We start from the raw sequence: 22,755 nt of genomic DNA, 5'->3' as shown, positions 1-22,755 counted from the left end.
CTATATCGACATTTGCAACCAATGGGCCGCTTTCTGCGTCTAAACGACAAAAGTTGACCCATTAAAAGTTTTGCAATATGTATCATTGGGACAGAAAAAAGAAAAGTAACAGTAAAAGTAACAAAAGAAGAAGTATGAACGGAAGTTTAAGAAACGGCATGTTTGCCCTGCTCATAGCAGCAGCTCCACTTGCCACACAAGCCAAGCAATGGTCGCTGAAAGACTGCATCGACTATGCGCTTGCCAACAACATCTCGCTCCAGAAAACGCAGCTCACCAAGGCCAGCGCACAGGAGGACTACTTGCAGTCGAAAGCGGCTCTGCTGCCTTCGCTCAATGCAAGCACCAACCAAAGCGTAAACTACACGCCATGGGTGGCTAGCGGCATCAGCAGCGACGGCTTCTCAAGAGCCAGCATCGACAAGGTATATTACAACGGCACCTACTCGGTGGCTGGTAATTACACCATCTGGAACGGCAATAAGAACAAGAACCAGGTGAAGCTCAACAAGCTGGTAGCTGAGGCTGCAGAACTCGATTCGGCAACCCAGGCTGTGGAACTGCAGGAGCAGATTGCCACACTCTACGTTCAGATTCTCTACTCTACAGAGGCCATACAGGTAAACAAGGAAAGCTACAAGTCGAGTCTCGAGAACGAAGAACGTGGCAAGGAAATGGTAAAAGTAGGTAAGATGAGCCAGGCTGACCTTGCCCAACTCACCGCACAGCGTGCCCAGGATGAGTATAACATCGTACAGGCTGAAAGCAACGTGAAGGACTATAAGCGACAGCTGAAGGAGTTGCTCCAGATTACCAGCGATGAGGCTTTTGATATCAATATGCCAAACACCACGGATGCGATGGCGCTGGATGCCATCCCGGCACTGAACGGCGTATATGCTGCGGCTTTGGAAAACCGTCCGGAATTCAAGACCTTCCAGAACCAGTTGGCACAGAACGACCTCACCATCCAGATTGCCAAGGCGGGCAAGTTGCCTACCATCAGCGCCAATGCGGGTGTTTCTACCAGCAGCACTTCGATGAACAACAAGGCATGGGGCACACAGTTGAAGACCAACTTCAACATGGGCGGCGGAATCAGCATAAGCGTGCCTCTCTTCGACAACCGCTCTACCAAGACCCAGGTGAACAAGGCACTTATCCAGCGTGAGAGTATCCAGCTTGACCTGAAGAACCAGCAGACTCAGCTCTACTCTACCATCGAGAAATACTGGTTGCAGGCCTCTACCAACCAGAGCCAGTTTAAGGCTGCCAAGGTAAGCACCGAAAGTGCACAGACCAGCTACGATCTGCTGAGCGAGCAGTTTAAGTTGGGTTTGAAGAACATAGTAGAGCTTCGCACAGGTAAGGATAACCTGCTGAAGGCTAAGCAGAATGAACTTCAGGCAAAATACATGACCATCCTCAACCTCAACATTCTGAAGTTCTACAAGGACGGAAGTATCTAAGGAAAGGATCATAAGAAGTCAGGAGTTTCTACTCCTATTTTATATACACATATTGCAAAACATTTAATAGGTTAACATCATAAAATGAAGAAATTAAAAATAAGCAAAATCTGGATTGCTGTCATCGTGATAGTAGTCATTGCCGTGGCAGCCTGGGCGCTGTCGGGAGGCAAGAAGGAAGAAGAGATTAACTTCAAGGAGGAAGCGGTGAAGACTGAAACCCTCCAGAACAGTGTAACTGCCACCGGCACCATCGAGGCCGTGACCTCTGTAACCGTGGGTACACAGGTGAGCGGTATCGTGAACAAACTCTATGTGGATTACAACTCCCAGGTAAAGAAGGGACAGGTAATTGCCGAACTCGACAAGACCAACCTGCTTAGCGAACTCAATACGGCTAAGGCAAATCTCGCCAGTGCCACCAGCGACCTCAATTATCAGGCAGCCAACATGAGCCGCTACCAGACTCTTTACAAGAAGGGACTTGTGAGCGCCGATGAATATGAGAATGCTCTCCTCACCTATCGCCAGGCGAAGGAACAGGTGGCTTCATCCAAGGAAAGTGTACAGAAGGCCCAAACCAACCTGGGCTACGCTACCATTACATCGCCTATCGATGGTACCGTTATCTCGAAGAGCGTAGAGGAAGGCCAGACCGTAGCGGCAAGCTTCAGCACTCCAGAACTCTTCACCATTGCCAGGGACTTGACTAACATGCAAGTAGTGGCAAACGTAGATGAGGCTGATATCGGCGGTGTGAAAGAAGGCGACCGTGTTACCTTCACCGTAGATGCTTATCCGGATGATACCTTCGAGGGAACCGTAAAGCAGGTGCGCCTGGAAGCAACTACTACCAACAATGTGGTTACTTACGAGGTGGTAATATCTGCTCCAAATGCAGACCTCAAGCTGAAGCCTGGTCTGACAGCCAATGTCACCATCTACACCCAGGAGCGCAGTGGCGTACTCGCTGTAGCCAACAAGGCTTTGCGTTTTACTCCTACCAAGGAAACCGTGGGCAAGGATATGAAAATTGTGGATTGCAAGGGCAAGAACAAGGTATGGACCCTCAGCGACAAGACCCTCACAGCCCATTCCGTAACCATCGGTCAGACCGACGGAGTGCACACCGAAATCATCAAGGGTATCAAGAAAGGACAGAAGATTGTAACAGAAATCATCGTCAATACGCCTGAGGAGGAAGAGGATACCCAGCAGAGCCAAGGTCTGATCAGCGGTCCTGGCCCTAGAGGGAAGAAGAAATAAGACAGAAGGCATAATTTATAATTAATAATTTACAATTTATAGTTAAGAATTATGGCTGAAAATATTGATAACAAAGAGAAGAAGGTTGTCATCGAGCTGGACAACGTGAGGCGCAACTTCATGGTAGGCGACGAGGTGGTGCATGCCCTGAAGGGCGTGAGCTTTAAGATATACGAAGGCGAGTTCGTTACGATCATGGGTAAGTCGGGTTCGGGTAAATCTACCCTATTGAACCAGCTGGGATGTCTCGACACGCCATCCAGCGGCGAATACTATCTGGATGGTGTCAGCGTAAGAAAGATGAGCCGCAACGACCGTGCCATCCTCCGCAACCGCAAGATTGGTTTCATCTTCCAGAACTACAACCTTCTGCCGAAGACTACCAGTGTGGAGAATGTGGAGCTGCCACTGATGTACAATCCTTCCGTTACTGCCGAGGAGCGCAAGCAGCGTGCCATCGAAGCCTTGAAGGCTGTGGGCCTGGGCGAGCGACTCTATCACAAGAGCAACCAGATGTCGGGTGGACAGATGCAGCGTGTGGCCATCGCCAGAGCCTTGGTGAACGACCCTGCCGTGATTCTCGCCGATGAGGCTACGGGTAATCTTGATACCCGAACCAGTTTCGAGATTCTCGTACTCTTCCAGAAGCTCTATGCCGAGGGAAGAACTATCATCTTCGTGACTCACAACCCAGACATCGCCAACTATTCGAGCCGCAACATCGAACTGCGAGATGGTCATATCATCAGTGATACATACAACGACCATATCCTCTCGGCAGCCGAAGGCCTTGCCGCATTGCCAGCCAATACGGACGAATAGGAGAAGTGAAGAACGAAGAGTGAAGAGTGAAGAATTCAACAGCTTTACTAATCATAAAGTTCAATGTTCAAAATTCAAAGTTCAAAGTAAATGAATTATCAGAATCTTTTAAAGATAGCCCTCCGAGCGATAGCAGCCAACAAGATGCGCTCCTTCCTCACAGCCCTGGGTATCATCATTGGTATCGCAGCCGTGATTACGATGCTTGCCATCGGACAGGGAAGCAAGGCGAGCATCAAGGCGAACATCGCCGAGATGGGTTCCAACATGATCATGATTTCGCCGGGTGCCGACATGAGAGGCGGCGTGAGACAGGACGCCTCTTCGATGGAGACCCTGAAGCAGACTGATTATCAGACTATCAAGGATGAGTGCAACTATATCAGTGCCATCTCTCCTACCGTGAATACCGCCGGACAGTGGATCTACGGCAACAACAACACCCAGAGCAGCATCTATGGTGTGAACCAGGATTACCTCAGCATCCGACAGTTAAAAGTTGCTGATGGTGAAATGTTTACCGATGCCGACATCAAGGCGGCTGCCAAGGTTTGCATCCTGGGGCAGACGGTGGTAGATTACCTCTTTCCTGACGGCAGCGACCCTATCGGTAAGGTGGTGCGCTTCAACAGCATCCCTTTCCGTGTGGTAGGCGTGCTCAAGAAAAAAGGCTACAATAGTATGGGTATGGACCAGGACGACCTGGTACTGGCACCTTACACCACCGTGATGAAGCGAATCCTGGCACAGACTTACCTGGGCGGCATCGTATGCTCAGCCATCACCGAGGAAGCTTCGCAGCCAGCGCAAGACCAGATTAGCGACATCCTGCGCCGCAACCACAAACTGAAGGATGCCACCGCCACCACAGAGGCAGATGAAGATGACTTCAACATCCGTTCGCAGGAGGAAATATCCAGCATGATGAACTCCACCATGTCTACCATCACCATCCTGCTCGGATCCGTGGCAGGCATCTCGCTGCTGGTAGGCGGTATCGGAATCATGAATATCATGTATGTTTCCGTAACCGAGCGAACACGGGAGATTGGTCTTAGAATGAGTGTGGGTGCCCGAGGCATCGACATTCTGAACCAGTTTTTGATTGAGGCTATCCTGCTGTCAGTAACAGGTGGTATCATCGGAGTGATATTGGGCGTGAGTCTATCGCTCAGTCTGAATGCTTTCCTGCACATCGCCACGCAGATTGAGCCATGGAGTATCATCATGAGTTTTGCCGTATGTACCTTCACCGGAGTATTCTTCGGCTGGTATCCTGCAAAGAAGGCAGCCCGTCTCGACCCGATTGAGGCGATAAGATATGAATAAAATTCGAAATATATTTGGTTAATACAAAATAAAGTTGTACTTTTGCGTCTGCAAAGTGCAACTTTTTTTGTTACCGGCAAGATTCAGGAAAGATTCTGAAAAGATTTAAGAAGGTTATAGGAAAGAAGCACTGAGCAGAAAGAAAGTAAACATTTAAAAGACAGACAATTATGAGATTTATAGGAATCATTCCAGCACGATACGCCTCAACGCGTTTCCCAGGTAAACCACTCGCCATGCTTGGTGGCAAACCAGTAATCCAGCACGTTTATGAGAAAGTAGCAGCCGTCTTGGAGGAAGCCTACGTGGCTACCGACGACGAGCGCATCTTCAATGCCGTGGAGGCTTTTGGCGGTAAGGCGGTGATGACCCGCACCGACCACAAGAGCGGTACCGACCGCATTGAGGAAGCCATCGAGAAGATTGGCGGTGACTGGGATGTCATCGTCAACGTGCAGGGCGATGAGCCTTTCGTGGCAAAGAGCCAGCTGGAGACCATCTGCCATTGCTTTGACGACCCAACCACCCAGATTGCTACCTTGGGCAAGGCATTTACATCAATGGATGCCGTGGAGAATCCAAACAGTCCGAAGATTGCCGTGAGCAACCAGGGCTTTGCACTCTACTTCTCCCGCAGCGTCATCCCATACGTAAGAGGCAAGGAGCGCAAAGACTGGCTCGACAACTTCCCTTACCTGAAGCATCTGGGTATCTATGCTTACCGCAAGGAAGTGCTCAAGGAGGTAACCCAGTTGCCACAGAGTTCTCTGGAAATTGCAGAGAGCCTGGAGCAGTTGCGCTGGTTACAGAATGGCTATAAGATTAAGGTGGGAACCACCGATGTGGAGACCGTAGGCATTGATACCCCAGAAGACTTGGAACGAGCAGAAGAGTTCTTAAAGAGTTTATAGTTTATAGTTGACAATTTATAGCTTACAGTTTACAGATAAGAGATAGGAGTTACAGGGAGAGATGAAGATGAACAAGATAGAAAGTACCATCAAGAATTACATCGTGCGCCACAACATGTGGAAGCACGATGGCTTTTATATCGTTGCCCTTTCGGGAGGAGCCGACAGCGTAGCCTTGCTGCTCATCCTGAAAAGCATCGGCATGCCCGTTGAGGCCGCCCATTGTAACTTCCATCTGCGTGGCGAAGAAAGTGATCGCGACGAACAATTCTGCGTGGATCTGTGCGAACGTGAAGGCATTGCCCTGCACCGCATCCACTTCGACACATTTACCTATGCCGAAAAGCACAAGGTGAGCATCGAGATGGCGGCGCGCGACCTGCGCTATCGCTATTTCGCCCAACTCGCCAAAGACATCAATGCCGATGGCATCTGCGTGGCACACCATCGTGATGACAACGTGGAAACCCTGCTGCTCAACCTGCTCAGAGGTTCGGGCGTGGACGGACTCGCTGCCATCGCTCCGCAAAACGGCAACATCCTGCGACCGCTGCTCTGCATCAGCCGACAGGATGTGCTCGACTATCTGGCAGAGAAGAAACAAGATTACGTAACCGATTCCACGAATCTGGAAGATGATGCCCTGCGCAACAAAATCCGCCACCATGTGATTCCGCTGCTTGAAACACTAAACCCAGCAGCCAGGGATAACATCGCACAGTCGGCAAAATATCTGAGACAGGCAAAGCTGATGCTCGACAATATGGAGAAAGACATGAAACCGTCTGATGCAGACGATGCCGACAGTGTGATTTACATCGACAAAGCCCCTATCATGATGGCGGCAAGTCAGGAGTTCATGCTCCATAAATGCATCGGCAACTACGGATTCCACGGCGACACCATCGATAACATCATGGACGCCCTGAGAAATCCGGATGGTGGCACAGGAAAGGTTTGGAAAAGCAATGACTACATGCTAGCCATCGACCGAGAGCAACTGCTCATCACTCCGCTGAAGGCGCTGGACAACCTGCAGAAAGAGCGGGAATTCCGACTCCCCGAAGAAGGAAACTACACGCTCAACGACAGCACGAAAATCAAGCTCCGCCGCTATCCACGAACCGAAGACTTTGCACCAAGTAAAGAGAGCCATCGCATCACGCTAGATGCCGACAAGGTGAGCTTCCCACTCACCTACCGGTTGACAGTCCAAGGCGACCGCTTCCTGCCATTCGGCATGAAGGGAACCAAACTCATCAGTGATTACCTCACCGACCGCAAACGAAACTACATGGAAAAGATGAGCCAGCATGTACTGACCGACAAGGAAGGCGAAATCATCTGGCTCATCGGAGAAAGAACATCCGACAGATGCAAAATCACTCCATCCACCCAATCTATCCTGGAGATAGAAATGATGGATAATCCGGATGCCCCACAGAAAAGAAAATGAGAAATAAGAGAGAATAGAAGAAACAGGGAAGGAATTGAAAAATGACAAACATCAGAAAAAGAGGCATCGGGATAGCCGGTGCCTTGTTGGTTATTCTACTTTTAGCCTTGGGATACTGGACCTATCGCTGCCAGAACCCCACAAGAGAAAGCGTGCAGGCTGCCAAGGCACGCATTGAAGTATACAGCAGCTACGAGATAAGAAGAGGCGACAAGACCTTGCTGCACTTCGACGAAGACACCACCACCCTAGCCGCCGTCTTCGTGAACCGCTGGGCACTGGTGCCATCTTGCCAGGGACGACTCGCAGCATCCTATGATGCCAGCATCACCCAAAACAAATACAAGGGGCTGGATGCCGACAGCGTACTGGTGGAAAAAGTGGATTCGCTCGACAGTCTCTACAAAGATTCCAAATGGAAAGAGAGCGAGCTAGCCTACTACATCCACTCGCACAGCGTGATGGACCTGGGCTACAACAGAATCTGCGCATTCGAGAACCGGGAAAAGGTGTTGAGAGATTCAGCCAAGAAGATGCTCGACTCCCTGCACCATATCCAGGGCAAGGATTCTTTGGGAAAAGTATCCAACGGCAAGGAAAAACTGCAACTGGTACACCTTATTATATATAAGGCATTCTACACCGACGAGAACGGCAAGACCCAAAGTGAAGACTGCAAGCTCATCGGAAGCATGGACGGCAAAAATACCCAAGGTTGCCATCTCTTCCAGCTGGCTTCAGAAACCACCCCAGATGGCATCTTCGGCATTGCCCCCCGCACGGCTGCCGGCATCGTAACCCTGCAGGGAGTCACCCACAGGAAGCCTATCAACTATGAACTGAGACCCGATTCCCTGGGCTACTTCTCGGGTTCATACGACAGTCTGTACCAAGCCGAGGGCTATGGTGTATGGATAGGACACGACGGTACCTACTACGAGGGTGAATGGAAAGACGGCGAAAGAAACGGCTGGGGATTCAGCATCGCCCCAAAGAAACCGCTGAGAGTAGGCGAATGGAAGGCTGATAAATACAAGGGTGAGCGACTGGTCTATACATCGCAGCGCATCTACGGCATCGACATCTCCAAATACCAGCATGGCAAAGGCAAGAAGAAGTATCCTATCGACTGGAAGCGACTGCGCATCACCCACCTGGGAACCATCAGCAAGAAGACCGTGAATGGAAACGTGAACTTCCCAATCAGATATGTCTACATCAAGAGTACGGAAGGAAAGTCTATCGTCAATCCTTTCTACAAGAAAGACTATAACGATGCACGCAAACACGGCTATCACGTAGGAACTTACCACTTCTTCAGCACTAGGAGTTCGGCTGTGGAACAGGCAAACCACTTCTTGCGCCATAGCCATATCCGCCGTGGCGATTTTCCTCCTGTTCTGGATTTGGAACCATTCCCAAGTCAGATTAAGCAGATGGGCGGTCCGGCTGTACTCTTCGCAAGGGTAAGAACATGGCTCCGACTGGTGGAAAGAGCCACCGGAGTGAAACCCATCCTCTACATCAGTCAGATGTTCGTAAACCGGTATCTTCCGCTTGCCCCCGACCTGAAGCACGACTACCTGGTGTGGATAGCCCGATATGGCGAATATAAGCCAGACATTCACCTGGTTTATTGGCAATTATGCCCCGACGGAAGGGTTGCCGGCATACACGGAACGGTGGACATCAACGTCTTCAATGGTTACCAAAAAGCATTCGATAAATTCGCTAAGAATGAAGCAGTTAGATAAAATTTTAAAAAACCAAGAGTTTTTGGTTAAATAATGTTACCAGAAGTAACAACCTATTGAATATTTTACTATCTTTGCATTATTGTGTAACTAAAAGAAAGAGGGAATAGTTATTATGAGACAGCTGAAAATACAGAAAAGTATAACCAATCGAAATAGTGAGGCACTCGATAAATATCTGGTGGAAATAGGCAGAGCTCCTATGATTTCCATCGACGAAGAGATAGAACTGGCGCAGATTATCCGCAAGGGTGGCAGAGCCGGAGAGAGAGCCAAGAACAAGTTGGTAGAAGCCAACCTGCGATTTGTTGTGTCTGTAGCCAAGCAATATCAGCACCAGGGGCTTACCCTCACCGACCTGATAGACGAAGGCAACATCGGCCTCATCAAGGCAGCAGAACGCTTTGACGAGACCCGAGGCTTCAAGTTCATCTCGTATGCCGTATGGTGGATTCGCCAGAGCATCCTGCAGGCTATAGCCGAGCAGAGCAGAATCGTGAGACTGCCCTTGAACCAGGTGGGTTCGCTCAACAAGGTGAACCAGGAAATCAACAAGTTCGAACAGGAAAACCAGCGACGCCCTAGCGTTCAGGAGATTTCTGACAGAACCGGAGTGGATGAAGACAAGATTACGCAGAGCATCATGGCAAGCGGACACCACGTGAGCATCGATGCCCCATTCGGCGAGGACGACGACAACTCGATGGCCGACGTGATGTCGAGCGGCGATGACAGCCGAACCGACAAGCATGTGGACCACGAGAGTATGGCACAGGAGCTGAAGCAGGTTCTGAGCAAATGCCTCAAGGAAAGAGAGCGCAAGATAGTTTGTGCCTGCTTCGGTATCGATGAGACCGAGAAAGGACTTGAGGAGATTGGCGACAAGATGGGATTGACCCGTGAGCGCGTACGCCAGATCAGGGAAAAGAGCATCACCAAGCTCAGAGAGTCGGGAAAAATCGGCATTCTTATGAAATATCTGGGATAAAACCCATATTTAAAGATAAAAAGATGTAATAAAACAGATAAAGGTTTGGACATTTACATATAAATTAGTAACTTTGCAATCGGGTGCGGCAATCAGCCTCACCCGATTTTTTATATCTATATGAACAGGTATCTACTTCACATCATAGCCCTGACTGTCGCGGGATGCTGCCTGCCACTTACGGCAAGCGCTAAGAAACGCGATAAGAGCGACGCTCTCACCGACTCGGTGATGCGCCGCATATTCTGCTATGCCCAGCAAGTTGATACCACGGGCAGAGGCAACAGAACAAGCTATGCCTATACCAAGTTCCAGATGCGCACCAACAAGCGCAACGCCACCCTCATGCTCGTGCCTACAATGTATGCCATTTCGCATGGAGCCGGAAGAAAGTTTATCACCGAATTTTACAACCGTATCACGGTGGATGAGAAAGGCACTCCCCACATCAGCCGTCAGCTCAACCTCAGCACCATTCCTCATCGCAGAAACACGATGACATCGGTGTTGAACTACATGACCCCGAACGTATATGGAGAGACCCTCTTCCAGGAAAACATCCTGTCGCCATTCCATCGCACCAACAGGAGATACTACAGATACTCCGTCACTCCCCTGCCTTACGGCATGGCCCAGGTTTATGCCTATCCGCGCATCAAGAATACCCAACTGGTAGAAACACGAGCCATCGTACACATCAAGAACGGACAGATATACCTCTGCGACTTCGAGGGCGAATACGACATGACCCGATTCTACATCTCGCTGACAATGGGCAAGGAAGGATTCAAGACGCTCGGACCCGCGAAATGCGACCTGAGAGCCAACTTCCAGTTTATGGGCAACAAGATTACGGGCAAATATACCACCATCTACGACCTGCCGAAAATATTAAGCGACAGCCTCAACAATGCAGAGGATACTACCCTGATGGCAAAAGTCCGCCCTATCAAGCTCAACACGGATGAGGAGATGATTTATCGTGATTACTACGATAAGATGGAAAGAAGAAAGAAACAGGAAAAAGCAGCAGAAGAAGAAAAGAAGACCGACTTCGTGAAGGATGTATTGTGGGATGTGGTGGGCGACAACCTGCTCAATCGCATATCCAGCGGATTCGGCAAAGAGAGCCAGGGATATTTCAGAATCGACCCTATCTTCAATCCCCTCTACATGGGATATTCACAGAAAAAGGGAGTGGTTTACAAGTTTAACCTGAGAGGCGAATATGCCTTCAACAGGAACCTGCAGATATCGCTGGGTATAAAAGGCGGTTACAGTTTCAAGCAGCACCGCTTCTACTTCAATGTGCCTGCCAGATTCAACTACAATGCCAAGCACGAGGGATTTCTGCAATTCCTGGTGGGTAACGGAAACAGAATCAACACCAACCGAGTGGCTAGACAGGCGCTGGGATATATCGAATCGAAAGATAGCATCGGCGACTTCTCACCAAGCGTGATTCCAGCCATCAAAGACGGGAAAACAGACTATACTGAGTTTAAAGACCAATACTATCGCCTGACCAACCATTGGCGATTCAACCCGAAATGGGCTTTCGAACTGGGCATGGTTTCACACAACCGTGTTGCCGTGAGACCGGAGTTCTATCACAAGATAGGCTATCCCGACAAATATAAATCTGTGGCACCGGTCTTCGGATTGGAATGGAGACCCAAGGGCGAGAAAGGCGTCGTGCTGAAGTTTGACTACGAACAGGGAATCAAGAATCTCCTGGGCGGCAACATCGACTACGGCAGAGCCGAGTTTGATGCCCAGACCATCTTCTACGCTTCCCGTCGCCGCTCCTACTCCATGCGCTTCGGCACAGGATTCTACACCATGCGCACTGCCCACTGGGACTTCGTGGATTACACCAACTTCCACAACAACAACATTCCTGGAGGCTGGAACGACGAATGGACGGGAGACTTTGAGCTGCTTTCCTCACAATGGTATAACGCCAGCGACTATTATCTGCGCGCCAACTGCACCTACGAGGCCCCCATCATCCTGTCGGCATGGATGCCGCTGGTGGGAAGATATTTCGAGAAAGAGCGATTCTACATCAGCGGACTGATGGTGAAGCACCTTACTCCATACACAGAATGGGGATACGGACTGAGCACCCGTTTGGTATCACTGGGGTTCTTCGCCGCCTTCAGGGAACTGAAATTTGATGGCGTAGGTTGCCGATTCGGTTTCGAGCTGTTCAGAAACTGGTAGCTCGCGCAGGCAATATCAGAAACAGAAAGTTCATCCTATGAATAAAAGAAACAGAAAGCTCATCCTATGAATAAAAAAAATAAAAAGATAACAAGATATGAAATCACAACTTACTGTTTATAAGGCGAGTGCCGGTTCAGGTAAAACCTTTACTCTAGCTCGCGAATACATGACTCTGGTGATAGCCAATCCCTATGCCTATCGCACCATCCTAGCCGTCACCTTCACCAACAAGGCGACGGAAGAGATGAAACTGCGTATCCTGGGACAGCTCTATGGCATAGCCCATCATCTGCCGGAGTCAGACCAATATCTGAAGCAGATACATGAGGCATTGCCACATCTGTCGGAAACACAAATCAGAAAGAATGCAGAAGCGGCACTCCGACTGCTCATCCACAACTACAACTATTTTCATGTGCAGACCATCGATACCTTCTTCCAGAGTGTATTGAGAAACCTGGCTCGAGAATTGGACCTGACCGCCAACCTCCGCATCGGACTCAACGACTATCAGGTGGAGCAACAGGCTGTGGATGAACTCATCGAGAGTCTGGAAGACACCGACAAGCTGCTCTTCTGGATTATGGAATACATCAAGGAAAACATCGCAGACGACAAGGGCTGGAATGTAATCGGCCAGATCAAGTCGTTTGGCGAGCATATCTTCCGTGACTATTATAAGGAAAACGCCGACAAACTGTCGGAGCGCATGGCCGAAGACGGATTCTTCGAGGGATTCAAGGAGAAGATGAAGAACATCAAGAAGAAAGCCAAGGAGCAGTTTGACGAAATTGCGGCCTCTTTCTTTGATGCACTCGAAGAAGGCGGATATTCAGCTGAAGACCTGAGCGGAAAGACTCGAGGCATCTGGAGCTACTTCAACAAAATAAAGAATGGCAAGTATAGTGATGATGACCTGGTGAACCTGACCTTCACCAAGTGTATGGAAAGTCCGGACAACTGGGTGAAGAAAGCAGACGTGAAGAGTCACACCGCCCTCTATCAGCAGGTATCATCCGTGCTCTATCCTATCCTCCAATTCTCGGAACAGCACCGTCCTACCTTGGTCAAGATGTATAAGAGCGCCGACCTCACCGTGAAGCATCTCAACCAGTTGCGCCTGCTGGGCAGTATCGACAAGAAGGTGAGAACGATGAATCAGGAGGCAAACAGATTCCTGCTCAGCGATACCCAGACGCTGCTGCACTCACTCATCCAGGACAGCGACTCACCCTTCATCTTCGAAAAGATAGGTACCCAGCTGAATCATGTGATGATAGATGAGTTCCAGGACACCAGTACCATACAATGGAAGAACTTCAAGGTGCTTCTGGAAGAAACCATGAGCCGCGAGGATGCCGGCAACCTGATAGTAGGCGACGTGAAGCAGAGCATCTATCGCTGGCGTTCAGGAGACTGGAGATTGCTCAACAACATAGAGTCGGAATTCATTAATCCGAAGAAACAGCTCGACATAGAAACCCTCGACACCAACTACCGTTCCGACCGCAACGTCATCGACTTCAACAATGCCTTCTTCGTTGAGGCTGCCAAGCAGGAATACGAAAACCTGAAGGAAGCCATGCCGGAAGAAGCACAGCAGTTGCTCAATGCCTACGCTGACGTGGAGCAGAAAGTGCCTGCATCCAAAAGAGCACAAGGCTACGTGGAAATCAGACTGCTCAAAACCCAGGAAGACGAGGATACTGCCGACGAGAGCACAGGCAAAGGAAAAGGCGAAAGAATGATGCAACTCTGTCTAGAGACGGTGAACAAACTGGTGGCACGCGGTGTGCCAACCAACAAAATCGCTATTCTGGTGCGCAACAACCAGACCATCCAGGACATCGCAGAATACTTCATGAACCATTCCGACTACGAGATGGTTTCGGATGAGGCATTTCGACTCGATGCTTCGCAGGCAGTGCAGACACTCGTCACCGCCCTTCATTACCTGATGCACCCCAACGATGACATCGCCCGTGCCACCCTGCTTAAGTATGCCCTTACCTATCTGGACAGCGAAGAATTGGTGAACCAGCTTACCAGCAACAGACAGGAATATCTGGAGATTCCCCTGCTAGACCTGACCGAACGACTCTTCACAGAGTTCCGACTGGGCGAAGTAGAAGACATGAAAGCCCAGAGTGCCTACGTATGCGCCTTCTATGACAAGCTGAATGCCTTCCTCGCAGACAACAGCAGCGACATCGAAGCCTTCCTGCAGGAATGGGACGCCAATCTTCATGGAAAGAGCATCCACTGCGACGGTACCGATGGTATCAGACTCCTGACCATCCATAAAAGTAAAGGATTGGAGTACGACCACGTCATTATGCCTTACTGCGACTGGCAACTGGAGAAGTCGAATACCATCTGGTGCACGCCGCAGGAGGAACCATACAATGAGTTGCCACTCGTACCAGTGGATTTTAGTGCCGGTCAGATGAAACAGAGCATCTATGAGCCAGACTATCATCATGAGCATCTGCAAAACATGGTAGATAACCTCAACCTGCTCTACGTGGCATTCACCCGTGCAGGACACAATCTCTATGTCTTCGGCAAACGTGCCACACAAAACTATCGCTCCAACATCATCGAGCTATCGCTTGATCAGGTGACAGAGAAACTGAAAAAGGCACAGGAGTTCATTTCGCCATTAGCCGAAGACCAGGAAGTTCCTGTAGAGATTTATGGACTGGGTACCGACAGCAAGACATCTGACATCGTCTTCACCTATGGCGAGCCTTACATACCAAAGCAAAAGGTGGTCATGGAAATAAAGCTCAACTCGAATGTATTCACGCTCCCTTCGGAAATGATGGAGACGGAAATCGTCGTATCACCCAAGATGCCTGAATTCAAACAGAGTAACAAGAGTCGCGACCTCATCGTGGGAGATGAAGAGGAAGAGCAGCAGAAGTATTACATCAAGATGGGTACCGTGCTGCACAGTCTCTTCTCTACCATCAGAACCCACGACGACATCGACGGCGCACTCAAGCAGTTGGAGCTGGACGGCGTGCTCTACGACGAAAACATCTCTAAGGAGAAAGTGAGAGAGATGATTCGCAAACGTCTGGAATCAGACAAAGTAAGCGACTGGTTCTCTGACCGTTGGGAAATATTCAACGAGTGCTCCATCATCAGCATGAACAAGGGAAAGATGGAGGTGCACCGACCAGACCGCGTGATGAAAGACGCGAACGAGACCATCGTAGTGGATTTCAAGTTTGGTAAACCCCGTCAGGAATATCACGACCAGGTAAAGGGATACATGGACCTGCTTTCGGGCATGGGACATCCGAATGTAAAAGGCTACCTATGGTATGTATATCCCAACAAAATAGTAGAAGTGAAATAAAATAGCAAATCAGCAATATGAAAGCATTCTTAAAGATAGTAGCAAAAGACATGTTGGAAAAATATGGTACCGACATGAGCGACATCGCAGTGGTGTTCCCTAACAAGCGAGCATCACTCTTCCTCAACAACTACCTGGCACAGTTGGCACATAAGCCTATCTGGACTCCCACCTATATCACCATCAGCGACCTCTTCCGACGTCACTCGGACCTGAAGGTTGCTGACCCCATCAAATCTATCTGCGATTTGCACAAGACCTTCGTGAAATGTACGGGCATCGACGAGACCCTGGACCATTTCTATGGTTGGGGACAGTTGCTGCTTGCCGACTTCGACGATGTGGACAAGAACATGGTAGACGCCAAGCAACTCTTCGCCAACCTGAGCGATATCCATGAGCTGGATGATGTTTCCTATCTCACAGATTACCAGAAAGAGATGATCAGGAAGTTCTTCAGCAACTTCTCTGACGACCACAATTCAGAACTCAAGAAACGATTTCTGCAACTCTGGTGCCATTTCTACGACATCTATACCGAGTTCAACCAGCGAATGGCAGAGCAGGGACTTGCCTACGAAGGTGCACTCTATCGCAGCGTGGTGAGCAACGAAAGCATTGAATTCAGACACAAGAAGTACCTTTTTGTGGGATTCAACATGATGCAGGTGGTAGAGCTCAAGCTGCTCAACCGACTCAAGAAGCAAGGCAAGGCTGCCTTCTATTGGGATTACGATCAATACTACATGGACGGCAACAACGAGGCAGGTCACTACATCCGCCAATACCTGCCATACTATCCCAACGAATTGGCAGATTATCCGCAGCAGGAAATCTACAACAACATGACGAAGAATAAGGACATCACCTATATTTCTGCACCAACAGAGAATATACAGGCCAGGTATGTCAACTCATGGCTCAAAGAGAATGGCAGATACAAAATGGGACGCAACGTGGCCATTGTATTAAGTGACGAATCGTTGCTGCAAAGCGTTATACATTCACTTCCACAAGAAGTGGGAAGTATCAATATCACAATTGGTTATCCTCTTCAGCAGACACCTTTCTACAGCTTGATTCAGCAACTCATCCAGCTGCAGGGAATCGGGCATCCCAAGCAAGGCGACACCTATCGCCTACACTATGTGCTCATCGCTCTGCGCCATCCCTATACCCGCTATATCAGCGAGAAATATACCGAGCTGCTGGCAAAGCTGGACGAGCAGAAGCGCTTCTATCCATCAAGAGAATTTCTGAGCTTGGATGGCGACGAGGGACTCACCCTCCTATTCCGCAATCTGGAAGAAGCAACAGCAAGTCAGGATGAATATAACAGGAAGCTCATCACCTATCTGCTCGACGTGCTCCGCACCATCGGAACCCATGCCAAGGAGTTGAACGACCCTCTCTTCCATGAGTCGCTCTATCGCACCTATACACTCCTGAACCGTCTGCAAGACCTGATTATCGCAGGAGATCTACAGGTGGATATCATCACGTTGGAACGACTGATTCAGCAACTCATCCAAACCACCTCGATTCCGTTCCATGGTGAACCGGCAGAAGGAATACAGGTGATGGGTGTACTCGAAACCCGAAACCTCGACTTCGACCATATTCTGGTTCTCTCTTGCAACGAGGGAAAACTGCCAAAGGGAGTAAACGACTCTTCGTTCATCCCTTACTCTCTGCGCAAGGCGTATGGGCTTACCACGGTAGAGAACAAGGTGGCTATCTTTGCCTACTATTTCCACAGCATGTTGCAGAGAGCTCACGACATTACGCTCACCTACAACAATGCCACGGAAGACGGACAGTCGGGAGAAATGAGCCGGTTCATGCTGCAGATGATGGTGGAAAGCCAGCATTCCATCAGGCGCAAGACCCTGGTTGCCGGACAGAAGCCACTGCGCCCTGCCTATAGCGATGCTCAGAAGACAGATGAAGTGATGGCTGTGCTTGACAACATCAAGATGATAACGCCAACCTTCCTCAACACCTATCAGAGATGCCAGAAGCAATTCTATTATAAATATGTGAAAGGTTTGCTGGAACCTGACGAGATTGATGAGGACGAAGTGGACAATAAAATCTTCGGCAACATCTTCCATAGGGCTGCGGAATTGTTCTACTACACATTTGCCAGCAAAGACGACATTGCTACGGATGACCAGGGAAAGCAGCGACTTATCCGTCCTATCGTCATCACAGCAGACAACTTGGATCATGCGTTAAAGGATACTTCGCTGGTTTACAGGTTGGTGGACCAGGCCTTCAGAGAAGAGTTGTTCAAGGTGAGCAGTTCAGACTATCACCCTAAATACAATGGTCTGCAACTCATCAACAAGGAGGTGATAGCCAGCTATTTGCGCCAGCTCATCACCATCGACCGCCGCCAGGCACCATTCTCCATTATCGGTATGGAGATTGTGGTATCTACCACTTTGGGGGTAGCAATGGCAAGAGGTCAGAAACTGTTTAGGATTGGAGGTTTCATCGACCGTCTCGACTCCGTGGCTGCCAGCGGAAATCCGTCAGCCCTCGGCAATCTTGCCGAACGCATCAGAGTCATCGACTATAAGACAGGCCGCTCCAGAACATCTCACCCAAAGGATATCGAAGAAGTATTCAGCACCCAGCCGCTAGCCATCGGTAAGCACAACGATTACTACTTGCAGGCTATCCTGTATTCACTCATCGTGAAGAACGACAGAAGATATAATCCAGCCCAAGAGCCGGTATCTCCAGGACTGCTGTTTATTCAGAATGCAGGCGCAGATGATTACGATCCGACCCTGAAATTGGGAAAAGAGTTGCTCACAGATGTGGCACCCCTGGAAGCAGAGTTCACCAACCATCTCCGCTCCCTGCTTGCCGACATCTACGACCCAGCCTTGCCACTGAAGCCTACAGAAGACAAGACGCGATGTGTATTCTGTCCGTATGCGGCACTCTGCAAATAGCATATAGCAGCAGTTAGAAAGAGAACAATACAGATAAATGTTAAAATACAGCATTATTTGAAGCCAAAATTTGTTTCTTTAGATAATTCTCTGTATTTTTGCAGTAGAGAATCCCCCGGTGTTATATACCGGGGAATCTCTCTGCTTGAGTGTGAGACAGATTATCAATCATCGATAAAACGCATAAGAAATATGACAGAAAGAGAAACCAACAAAATAGTAAGCGAGAATCTCAACTACGTGAAGTCGGTAGCCAACCAGTATCGTGGCAATGGTGTGGAATTCGACGACCTGGTAAGTGAGGGAACATTGGCTATGATCATGGCCGCCCGGAAGTTCGACGAAACAAGAGGTTCCCAGTTTGTTGCCTATGCATCCCCTTTCATCCGCAAGGCGATGCAGCAGGCGATAGACAAGCAATCGGCTCTTTACAGAGTGCCAAAAGACCAGAAGAAGTATGCACCTCGCAATGCAGCCAAAGCAGTATCCATTGATGCTCCGCTAAGTGTGGGCAACCAATATACCCTGCTCGACATCCTCGTTAACAAGGATGCGAAAATGGCAGACGACAACACAGCTTTCACACAGATGCTTAACGACTTGGAGCGTTGCGTTGAAGAACTTGATGAAAGAGACAGAACCGTCATCAGCAAGTTCTATGGAATCGGCACAGCACACGAAACCCTGGCAGAAATTGCAGAAGACATGCAATTGAAGCGAGAGCGTGTACGCCAGATAAGAGACAAGGCGATTCGCCAGATATCAAGAAATACAACCAGTAAGGTGTTGAAGCATTTCCTTAGAAAATAACAAAGTTTCGTAAGGAAATAACGCAAGTTTCCTCAGGAAACAACACATTTCCTCAGGAAGCAACACAAAAAGAGGCTATGCAACAATTGATTTGCATAGCCTCTTTTCTTTCAGATAATCTATCTTGTCTGTAAGTGGTCAAGTCGGTACTGACGTGGCGTAATACCAATACGCTTATAGAAATTAGCATAGAAGCTCTGTCGTGTACTGAACCCAGCCATCTCACTGATATCCTCTACACTCATCTTAGCGTAGCGCTTGTCAGTAAGAAGTGACATAGCATCATTAACACGATAATCATTGACCAACTCAGAATAATTCTTGTGGAATCGAGTGGCACACACAGCTGAAATATAACGAGAGTTAGTATTTAGATCCTCTGCCAACTTCTTAGAGTTATACTCTGGATCCTTGTATTTTCTCTCCGTTACAATCAGACGGATAATCTCATCGCGGAGGCGGTCTTTAGTCTCCTCGCTCAGCAAAGTCTGATACCTTGCTGTTTTCTCTTTTTTGGGTTGAATATTATACTTAGCCATAGCGCGTAATAAATTAATACAACAAAGATACGGCAAAATTCTCGAACAACCAAATTTTTTTCCACTTTTTTTAAAAAAAACATCGAAATAATTGTTTATTTCAGAAAATATGAGTAATTTTGCATACGAATACATTATTATAATAGTAAATTAACGATTTATATGAAGCAGATTCTATGGTTTGTTAAAACTTATGCTACTTTTGTAGTCTTGTTTGTTTTGCAGAAGCCCTTGTTCCTCATTTTGGAGAAGGGAGCCGCAACTCAACCTATTGATAATATTTTCGCAGACATGCCAGCAGTCATCTGGCATGGACTTCCTCTTGACCTTTCGATGGCAGGCTATCTTTCTGTCATCCCGGGCATCATGTCTATTGCCGCCGTCTGGTTCAAGAAAGATCTGATACGCCCTATCATGAACGTTTACTTCGTAATTGCTTCATTGATTATCACATGCAGCTTTCTGGTAAACGCAAGTCTATATCCATATTGGAAGTACCCGCTGGACAGTACTCCCCTTTTCTATTTCCTCACATCGCCAGCAGACGCTATAGCCAGCGTAAGCATCTGGCAAGTGGTACTTACCCTTTTGATTTGGATTGTCCTCACGGTTGCCATCTGGTTTCTGATCCGCATGCGTGGAGAGAAGCGCAGCTACCACAGCAGATACAGCAACTACGGATTCGGAGAATTCGGCGGCGGAAGAAGAGGATACAGTGACTTTGATCGTCACCGTGTGCGCACATCCGTTATCCTGTTGCTTCTCACTGCACTCCTTTTTATCCCTATCCGTGGCGGCATCACTGTATCAACCATGAATACGGGACAGGCATACTTCAGCCAGAATGCATTTTTGAATCATGCTGCAGTAAACCCTCTGTTCAGCTTCTTCGAGTCAATCACGCATCAGGAAGATTTTGCTGACCAATACCGCTTCATGGATGACAAGGAAGCTACTCAACTCTTTGAGAGCATGATTAGCACCAGCGATCAGAATACTTATCCACTCCTTAACGAGGCAACCTTCAAAAAAGGTACACCCGACATTCTTATCGTCATCATGGAGAGTTTCGCCAGCGATATCATGCCGTCGATGGGTACTTACAAGGATGTAGCAGTTTGCCTGGATTCCATTGCACAGGAAAGTATCCTCTTCAACAGATTTTATGCCAACAGCTATCGCACCGACCGCGGTCTGGTTTCTATCTTAAGCGGATACCCGGCACAGCCTACGGCAAGCATCATGCGTTATCCACACAAGACAGCACAGTTGCCATCTATAGCCCAAAGCCTGGTTGAGCAACGCCACTATCATACCGCCTATTATTATGGTGGAGATGCAGACTATTGCAACATGCGTTCATTCCTTACTTCACAAGGATATGAAAACATCATTGCAGATAAGGATTTTCCTATGGCAGAAAGAATGAGTAAATGGGGCGTACCAGACCATTTGGTGGCCAACAAACTGATGGCAGACATCAAAGCTCAGCAAAACGCAAAACATCCGATGCTCAGAGTATTCCAGACATCAAGCAGCCATGAGCCATTCGAGGTTCCATACCACAGATTGGCAGACAAACGTCTCAACGCTTTCGCCTATACAGACAGCGTGATGGGTGCCATCGTCAGAGAGTACAAGAAACTGCCACGTTGGAAGAATACACTCATCGTATTTGTACCCGACCATGTGGGTAGTTACAAGGAAGGGCTCAATGATTTCGACCGCAGTCGTTATCAGATACCACTCATCCTGGCAGGAGGAGCTATTTCCCGTCCTTTGAAAGTAGGCATCATCGGTTCGCAGCAGGATATTGCTGCTACTCTCCTTGCCCAACTCGGAGTAAATCACAATGACTTCAAGTTCAGCAAGAACATGATGAGCGATGCCACCCCAAAGTTCGCCTTCTTTACCAAGCCTGATCTCTTTGGCGTAGTATCAGAAGAAAACTCCATCATCTATGACAACAAGTTGCAAAAGGTGGTTTACGACAAGGGGCAAAAAGGCTATAACTTGAAACGCGGCAAGGCATATTTACAGAAGCTGTATGATGACCTGGCAAGCAAATAATAAAAAGATAAAATAGAATAAAATGTTAGAAATCATACATCAATTAGAGCAGATAGACACTCAGGTCTTTCTGTTCTTCAATGGTATGCACTGCGAGTTTTTCGACTATTTCATGATGATGGCGAGCCATCGCTTCATCTGGATTCCCTTCTATGCTGCGTTCGTTTGGGTAATGATATGCAACTTTCGCTGGAAGGTGACCCTCACCACCATACTGGCGGTAGCACTACTGATTCTGCTCTGTGACCAGACAGCTTCAGGTTTACTCAAGCCCATGGTGGAACGACTCCGTCCAAGTAATTTAGACAATCCCATCTCACCATTGGTTCATGTGGTAAACGATTACCGAGGCGGCAGATACGGTTTTCCTTCTTCCCATTCTGCCAACTCATGGGGAGCAGCATTCTTTGCCATGTATCTGGCACGAAGCAGGAAGCTCAATATATTCCTTATGATATGGGCTACAGTAATCAGTTACTCCCGCACCTATCTCGGAGTACATTACCCTGGCGACCTGCTTGTGGGAATGATAATTGGCTTTACCATGGCCACTATCGTATTCCTGGTGTATCAGTTCTTCTTCAAGAGCTATACCTTCCAGTTTTACAAGCATGAGGAAAGACTGAAACAAGACTATATACCTATCACAATAGGCATAGCCAGTTTCGCCATCATGCTGCTGATAAGCGGAGTGATGTGTTACATCATATAGCTCCATACACATTATTATATATATATAGATAGAAAGAAATTAAACTTCATTATTAACTATAATTAAA

General features: G+C 48.4%; 15 protein-coding genes. 14 read left to right on the top strand and 1 reads right to left on the bottom strand.

Annotation, left to right across the window (positions count from 1 at the left end; translation table 11 throughout):
• Nucleotides 1-134 precede the first annotated feature (134 nt).
• The 12 genes from V8Z93_RS09290 (at nt 135) to V8Z93_RS09235 (ending at nt 19,367) form a co-directional block, all read left to right on the top strand.
• Nucleotides 135-1,469 (top strand): TolC family protein, encoded by a 1,335-nt coding sequence (locus V8Z93_RS09290; RefSeq protein ID WP_439431330.1) that lies wholly within the window; start codon nt 135-137, stop codon nt 1,467-1,469.
• 84 nt (nt 1,470-1,553) lie between these two features.
• The gene (locus V8Z93_RS09285) at nt 1,554-2,735 is read left to right on the top strand and encodes an efflux RND transporter periplasmic adaptor subunit (RefSeq protein ID WP_439431329.1); all 1,182 of its coding nucleotides are present in this window, start codon (nt 1,554-1,556) and stop codon (nt 2,733-2,735) included.
• A gap of 51 nt (nt 2,736-2,786) precedes the next feature.
• Nucleotides 2,787-3,557 (top strand): ABC transporter ATP-binding protein, encoded by a 771-nt coding sequence (locus tag V8Z93_RS09280; protein ID WP_203049961.1) that lies wholly within the window; start codon nt 2,787-2,789, stop codon nt 3,555-3,557.
• 90 nt (nt 3,558-3,647) lie between these two features.
• Nucleotides 3,648-4,886, top strand: a complete 1,239-nt coding sequence (locus tag V8Z93_RS09275; protein WP_217763339.1) for an ABC transporter permease — start codon at nt 3,648-3,650, stop codon at nt 4,884-4,886.
• Nucleotides 4,887-5,056: 170 nt separating this feature from the next.
• Nucleotides 5,057-5,797, top strand: a complete 741-nt coding sequence (gene kdsB, locus V8Z93_RS09270; protein ID WP_203038508.1) for a 3-deoxy-manno-octulosonate cytidylyltransferase — start codon at nt 5,057-5,059, stop codon at nt 5,795-5,797.
• A gap of 67 nt (nt 5,798-5,864) precedes the next feature.
• Nucleotides 5,865-7,253: a tRNA lysidine(34) synthetase TilS gene (gene tilS, locus V8Z93_RS09265; protein WP_439431328.1), complete on the top strand. Its 1,389-nt coding sequence runs from the start codon at nt 5,865-5,867 to the stop codon at nt 7,251-7,253.
• Between the two features lie 41 nt (nt 7,254-7,294).
• A complete protein-coding gene (locus tag V8Z93_RS09260) occupies nt 7,295-9,007 on the top strand; it encodes a GH25 family lysozyme (protein WP_439431327.1) in 1,713 nt (570 codons plus the stop codon).
• A 115-nt stretch (nt 9,008-9,122) separates the two neighbouring features.
• Nucleotides 9,123-9,995 carry a sigma-70 family RNA polymerase sigma factor gene (locus V8Z93_RS09255; RefSeq protein WP_203038514.1) on the top strand — a complete coding sequence of 291 codons (873 nt, stop codon included), beginning with the start codon at nt 9,123-9,125 and terminating at the stop codon, nt 9,993-9,995.
• Nucleotides 9,996-10,115: 120 nt separating this feature from the next.
• Nucleotides 10,116-12,221 (top strand): DUF5686 family protein, encoded by a 2,106-nt coding sequence (locus V8Z93_RS09250; RefSeq protein WP_439431326.1) that lies wholly within the window; start codon nt 10,116-10,118, stop codon nt 12,219-12,221.
• A gap of 97 nt (nt 12,222-12,318) precedes the next feature.
• Nucleotides 12,319-15,591: a UvrD-helicase domain-containing protein gene (locus tag V8Z93_RS09245; protein WP_439431325.1), complete on the top strand. Its 3,273-nt coding sequence runs from the start codon at nt 12,319-12,321 to the stop codon at nt 15,589-15,591.
• Between the two features lie 17 nt (nt 15,592-15,608).
• Nucleotides 15,609-18,557, top strand: a complete 2,949-nt coding sequence (locus V8Z93_RS09240; protein ID WP_439431324.1) for a PD-(D/E)XK nuclease family protein — start codon at nt 15,609-15,611, stop codon at nt 18,555-18,557.
• 192 nt (nt 18,558-18,749) lie between these two features.
• The gene (locus V8Z93_RS09235; RefSeq protein WP_203038522.1) at nt 18,750-19,367 is read left to right on the top strand and encodes a sigma-70 family RNA polymerase sigma factor; all 618 of its coding nucleotides are present in this window, start codon (nt 18,750-18,752) and stop codon (nt 19,365-19,367) included.
• A 119-nt stretch (nt 19,368-19,486) separates the two neighbouring features.
• Here the strand turns inward: V8Z93_RS09235 and V8Z93_RS09230 are convergent, their stop codons facing one another.
• On the bottom strand, nt 19,487-19,906 hold the full coding sequence (locus V8Z93_RS09230; protein ID WP_203038524.1) for a helix-turn-helix domain-containing protein: 420 nt from the start codon (nt 19,904-19,906) through the stop codon (nt 19,487-19,489).
• A gap of 162 nt (nt 19,907-20,068) precedes the next feature.
• Between V8Z93_RS09230 and V8Z93_RS09225 the strand changes: the two genes are divergently transcribed.
• Nucleotides 20,069-21,976, top strand: coding sequence for an LTA synthase family protein (locus tag V8Z93_RS09225; RefSeq protein ID WP_439431323.1), 1,908 nt, complete (start codon nt 20,069-20,071; stop codon nt 21,974-21,976).
• A 22-nt stretch (nt 21,977-21,998) separates the two neighbouring features.
• Entirely contained in the window at nt 21,999-22,688 is a 690-nt protein-coding gene (locus V8Z93_RS09220; RefSeq protein WP_439431322.1) for a phosphatase PAP2 family protein, read from the top strand.
• Nucleotides 22,689-22,755 lie beyond the last annotated feature (67 nt).

Source organism: Segatella copri (assembly GCF_051861805.1).
Lineage (GTDB): Bacteria > Bacteroidota > Bacteroidia > Bacteroidales > Bacteroidaceae > Prevotella > Prevotella copri_M.
The sequence above is the reverse complement of the archived record's forward strand: the minus strand, read 5'-3'. Positions and strand labels throughout refer to the sequence as shown.

What these genes read in the sequence shown, in the direction of transcription:
- V8Z93_RS09290 (WP_439431330.1), top strand. Translation starts at nt 135, where the DNA reads ATGAACGGAAGTTTAAGAAACGGCATGTTTGCCCTGCTCATAGCAGCA.
- V8Z93_RS09285 (WP_439431329.1), top strand. Translation starts at nt 1,554, where the DNA reads ATGAAGAAATTAAAAATAAGCAAAATCTGGATTGCTGTCATCGTGATA.
- V8Z93_RS09280 (WP_203049961.1), top strand. Translation starts at nt 2,787, where the DNA reads ATGGCTGAAAATATTGATAACAAAGAGAAGAAGGTTGTCATCGAGCTG.
- V8Z93_RS09275 (WP_217763339.1), top strand. Translation starts at nt 3,648, where the DNA reads ATGAATTATCAGAATCTTTTAAAGATAGCCCTCCGAGCGATAGCAGCC.
- kdsB (WP_203038508.1), top strand. Translation starts at nt 5,057, where the DNA reads ATGAGATTTATAGGAATCATTCCAGCACGATACGCCTCAACGCGTTTC.
- tilS (WP_439431328.1), top strand. Translation starts at nt 5,865, where the DNA reads ATGAACAAGATAGAAAGTACCATCAAGAATTACATCGTGCGCCACAAC.
- V8Z93_RS09260 (WP_439431327.1), top strand. Translation starts at nt 7,295, where the DNA reads ATGACAAACATCAGAAAAAGAGGCATCGGGATAGCCGGTGCCTTGTTG.
- V8Z93_RS09255 (WP_203038514.1), top strand. Translation starts at nt 9,123, where the DNA reads ATGAGACAGCTGAAAATACAGAAAAGTATAACCAATCGAAATAGTGAG.
- V8Z93_RS09250 (WP_439431326.1), top strand. Translation starts at nt 10,116, where the DNA reads ATGAACAGGTATCTACTTCACATCATAGCCCTGACTGTCGCGGGATGC.
- V8Z93_RS09245 (WP_439431325.1), top strand. Translation starts at nt 12,319, where the DNA reads ATGAAATCACAACTTACTGTTTATAAGGCGAGTGCCGGTTCAGGTAAA.
- V8Z93_RS09240 (WP_439431324.1), top strand. Translation starts at nt 15,609, where the DNA reads ATGAAAGCATTCTTAAAGATAGTAGCAAAAGACATGTTGGAAAAATAT.
- V8Z93_RS09235 (WP_203038522.1), top strand. Translation starts at nt 18,750, where the DNA reads ATGACAGAAAGAGAAACCAACAAAATAGTAAGCGAGAATCTCAACTAC.
- V8Z93_RS09230 (WP_203038524.1), bottom strand. Translation starts at nt 19,906, where the DNA reads ATGGCTAAGTATAATATTCAACCCAAAAAAGAGAAAACAGCAAGGTAT.
- V8Z93_RS09225 (WP_439431323.1), top strand. Translation starts at nt 20,069, where the DNA reads ATGAAGCAGATTCTATGGTTTGTTAAAACTTATGCTACTTTTGTAGTC.
- V8Z93_RS09220 (WP_439431322.1), top strand. Translation starts at nt 21,999, where the DNA reads ATGTTAGAAATCATACATCAATTAGAGCAGATAGACACTCAGGTCTTT.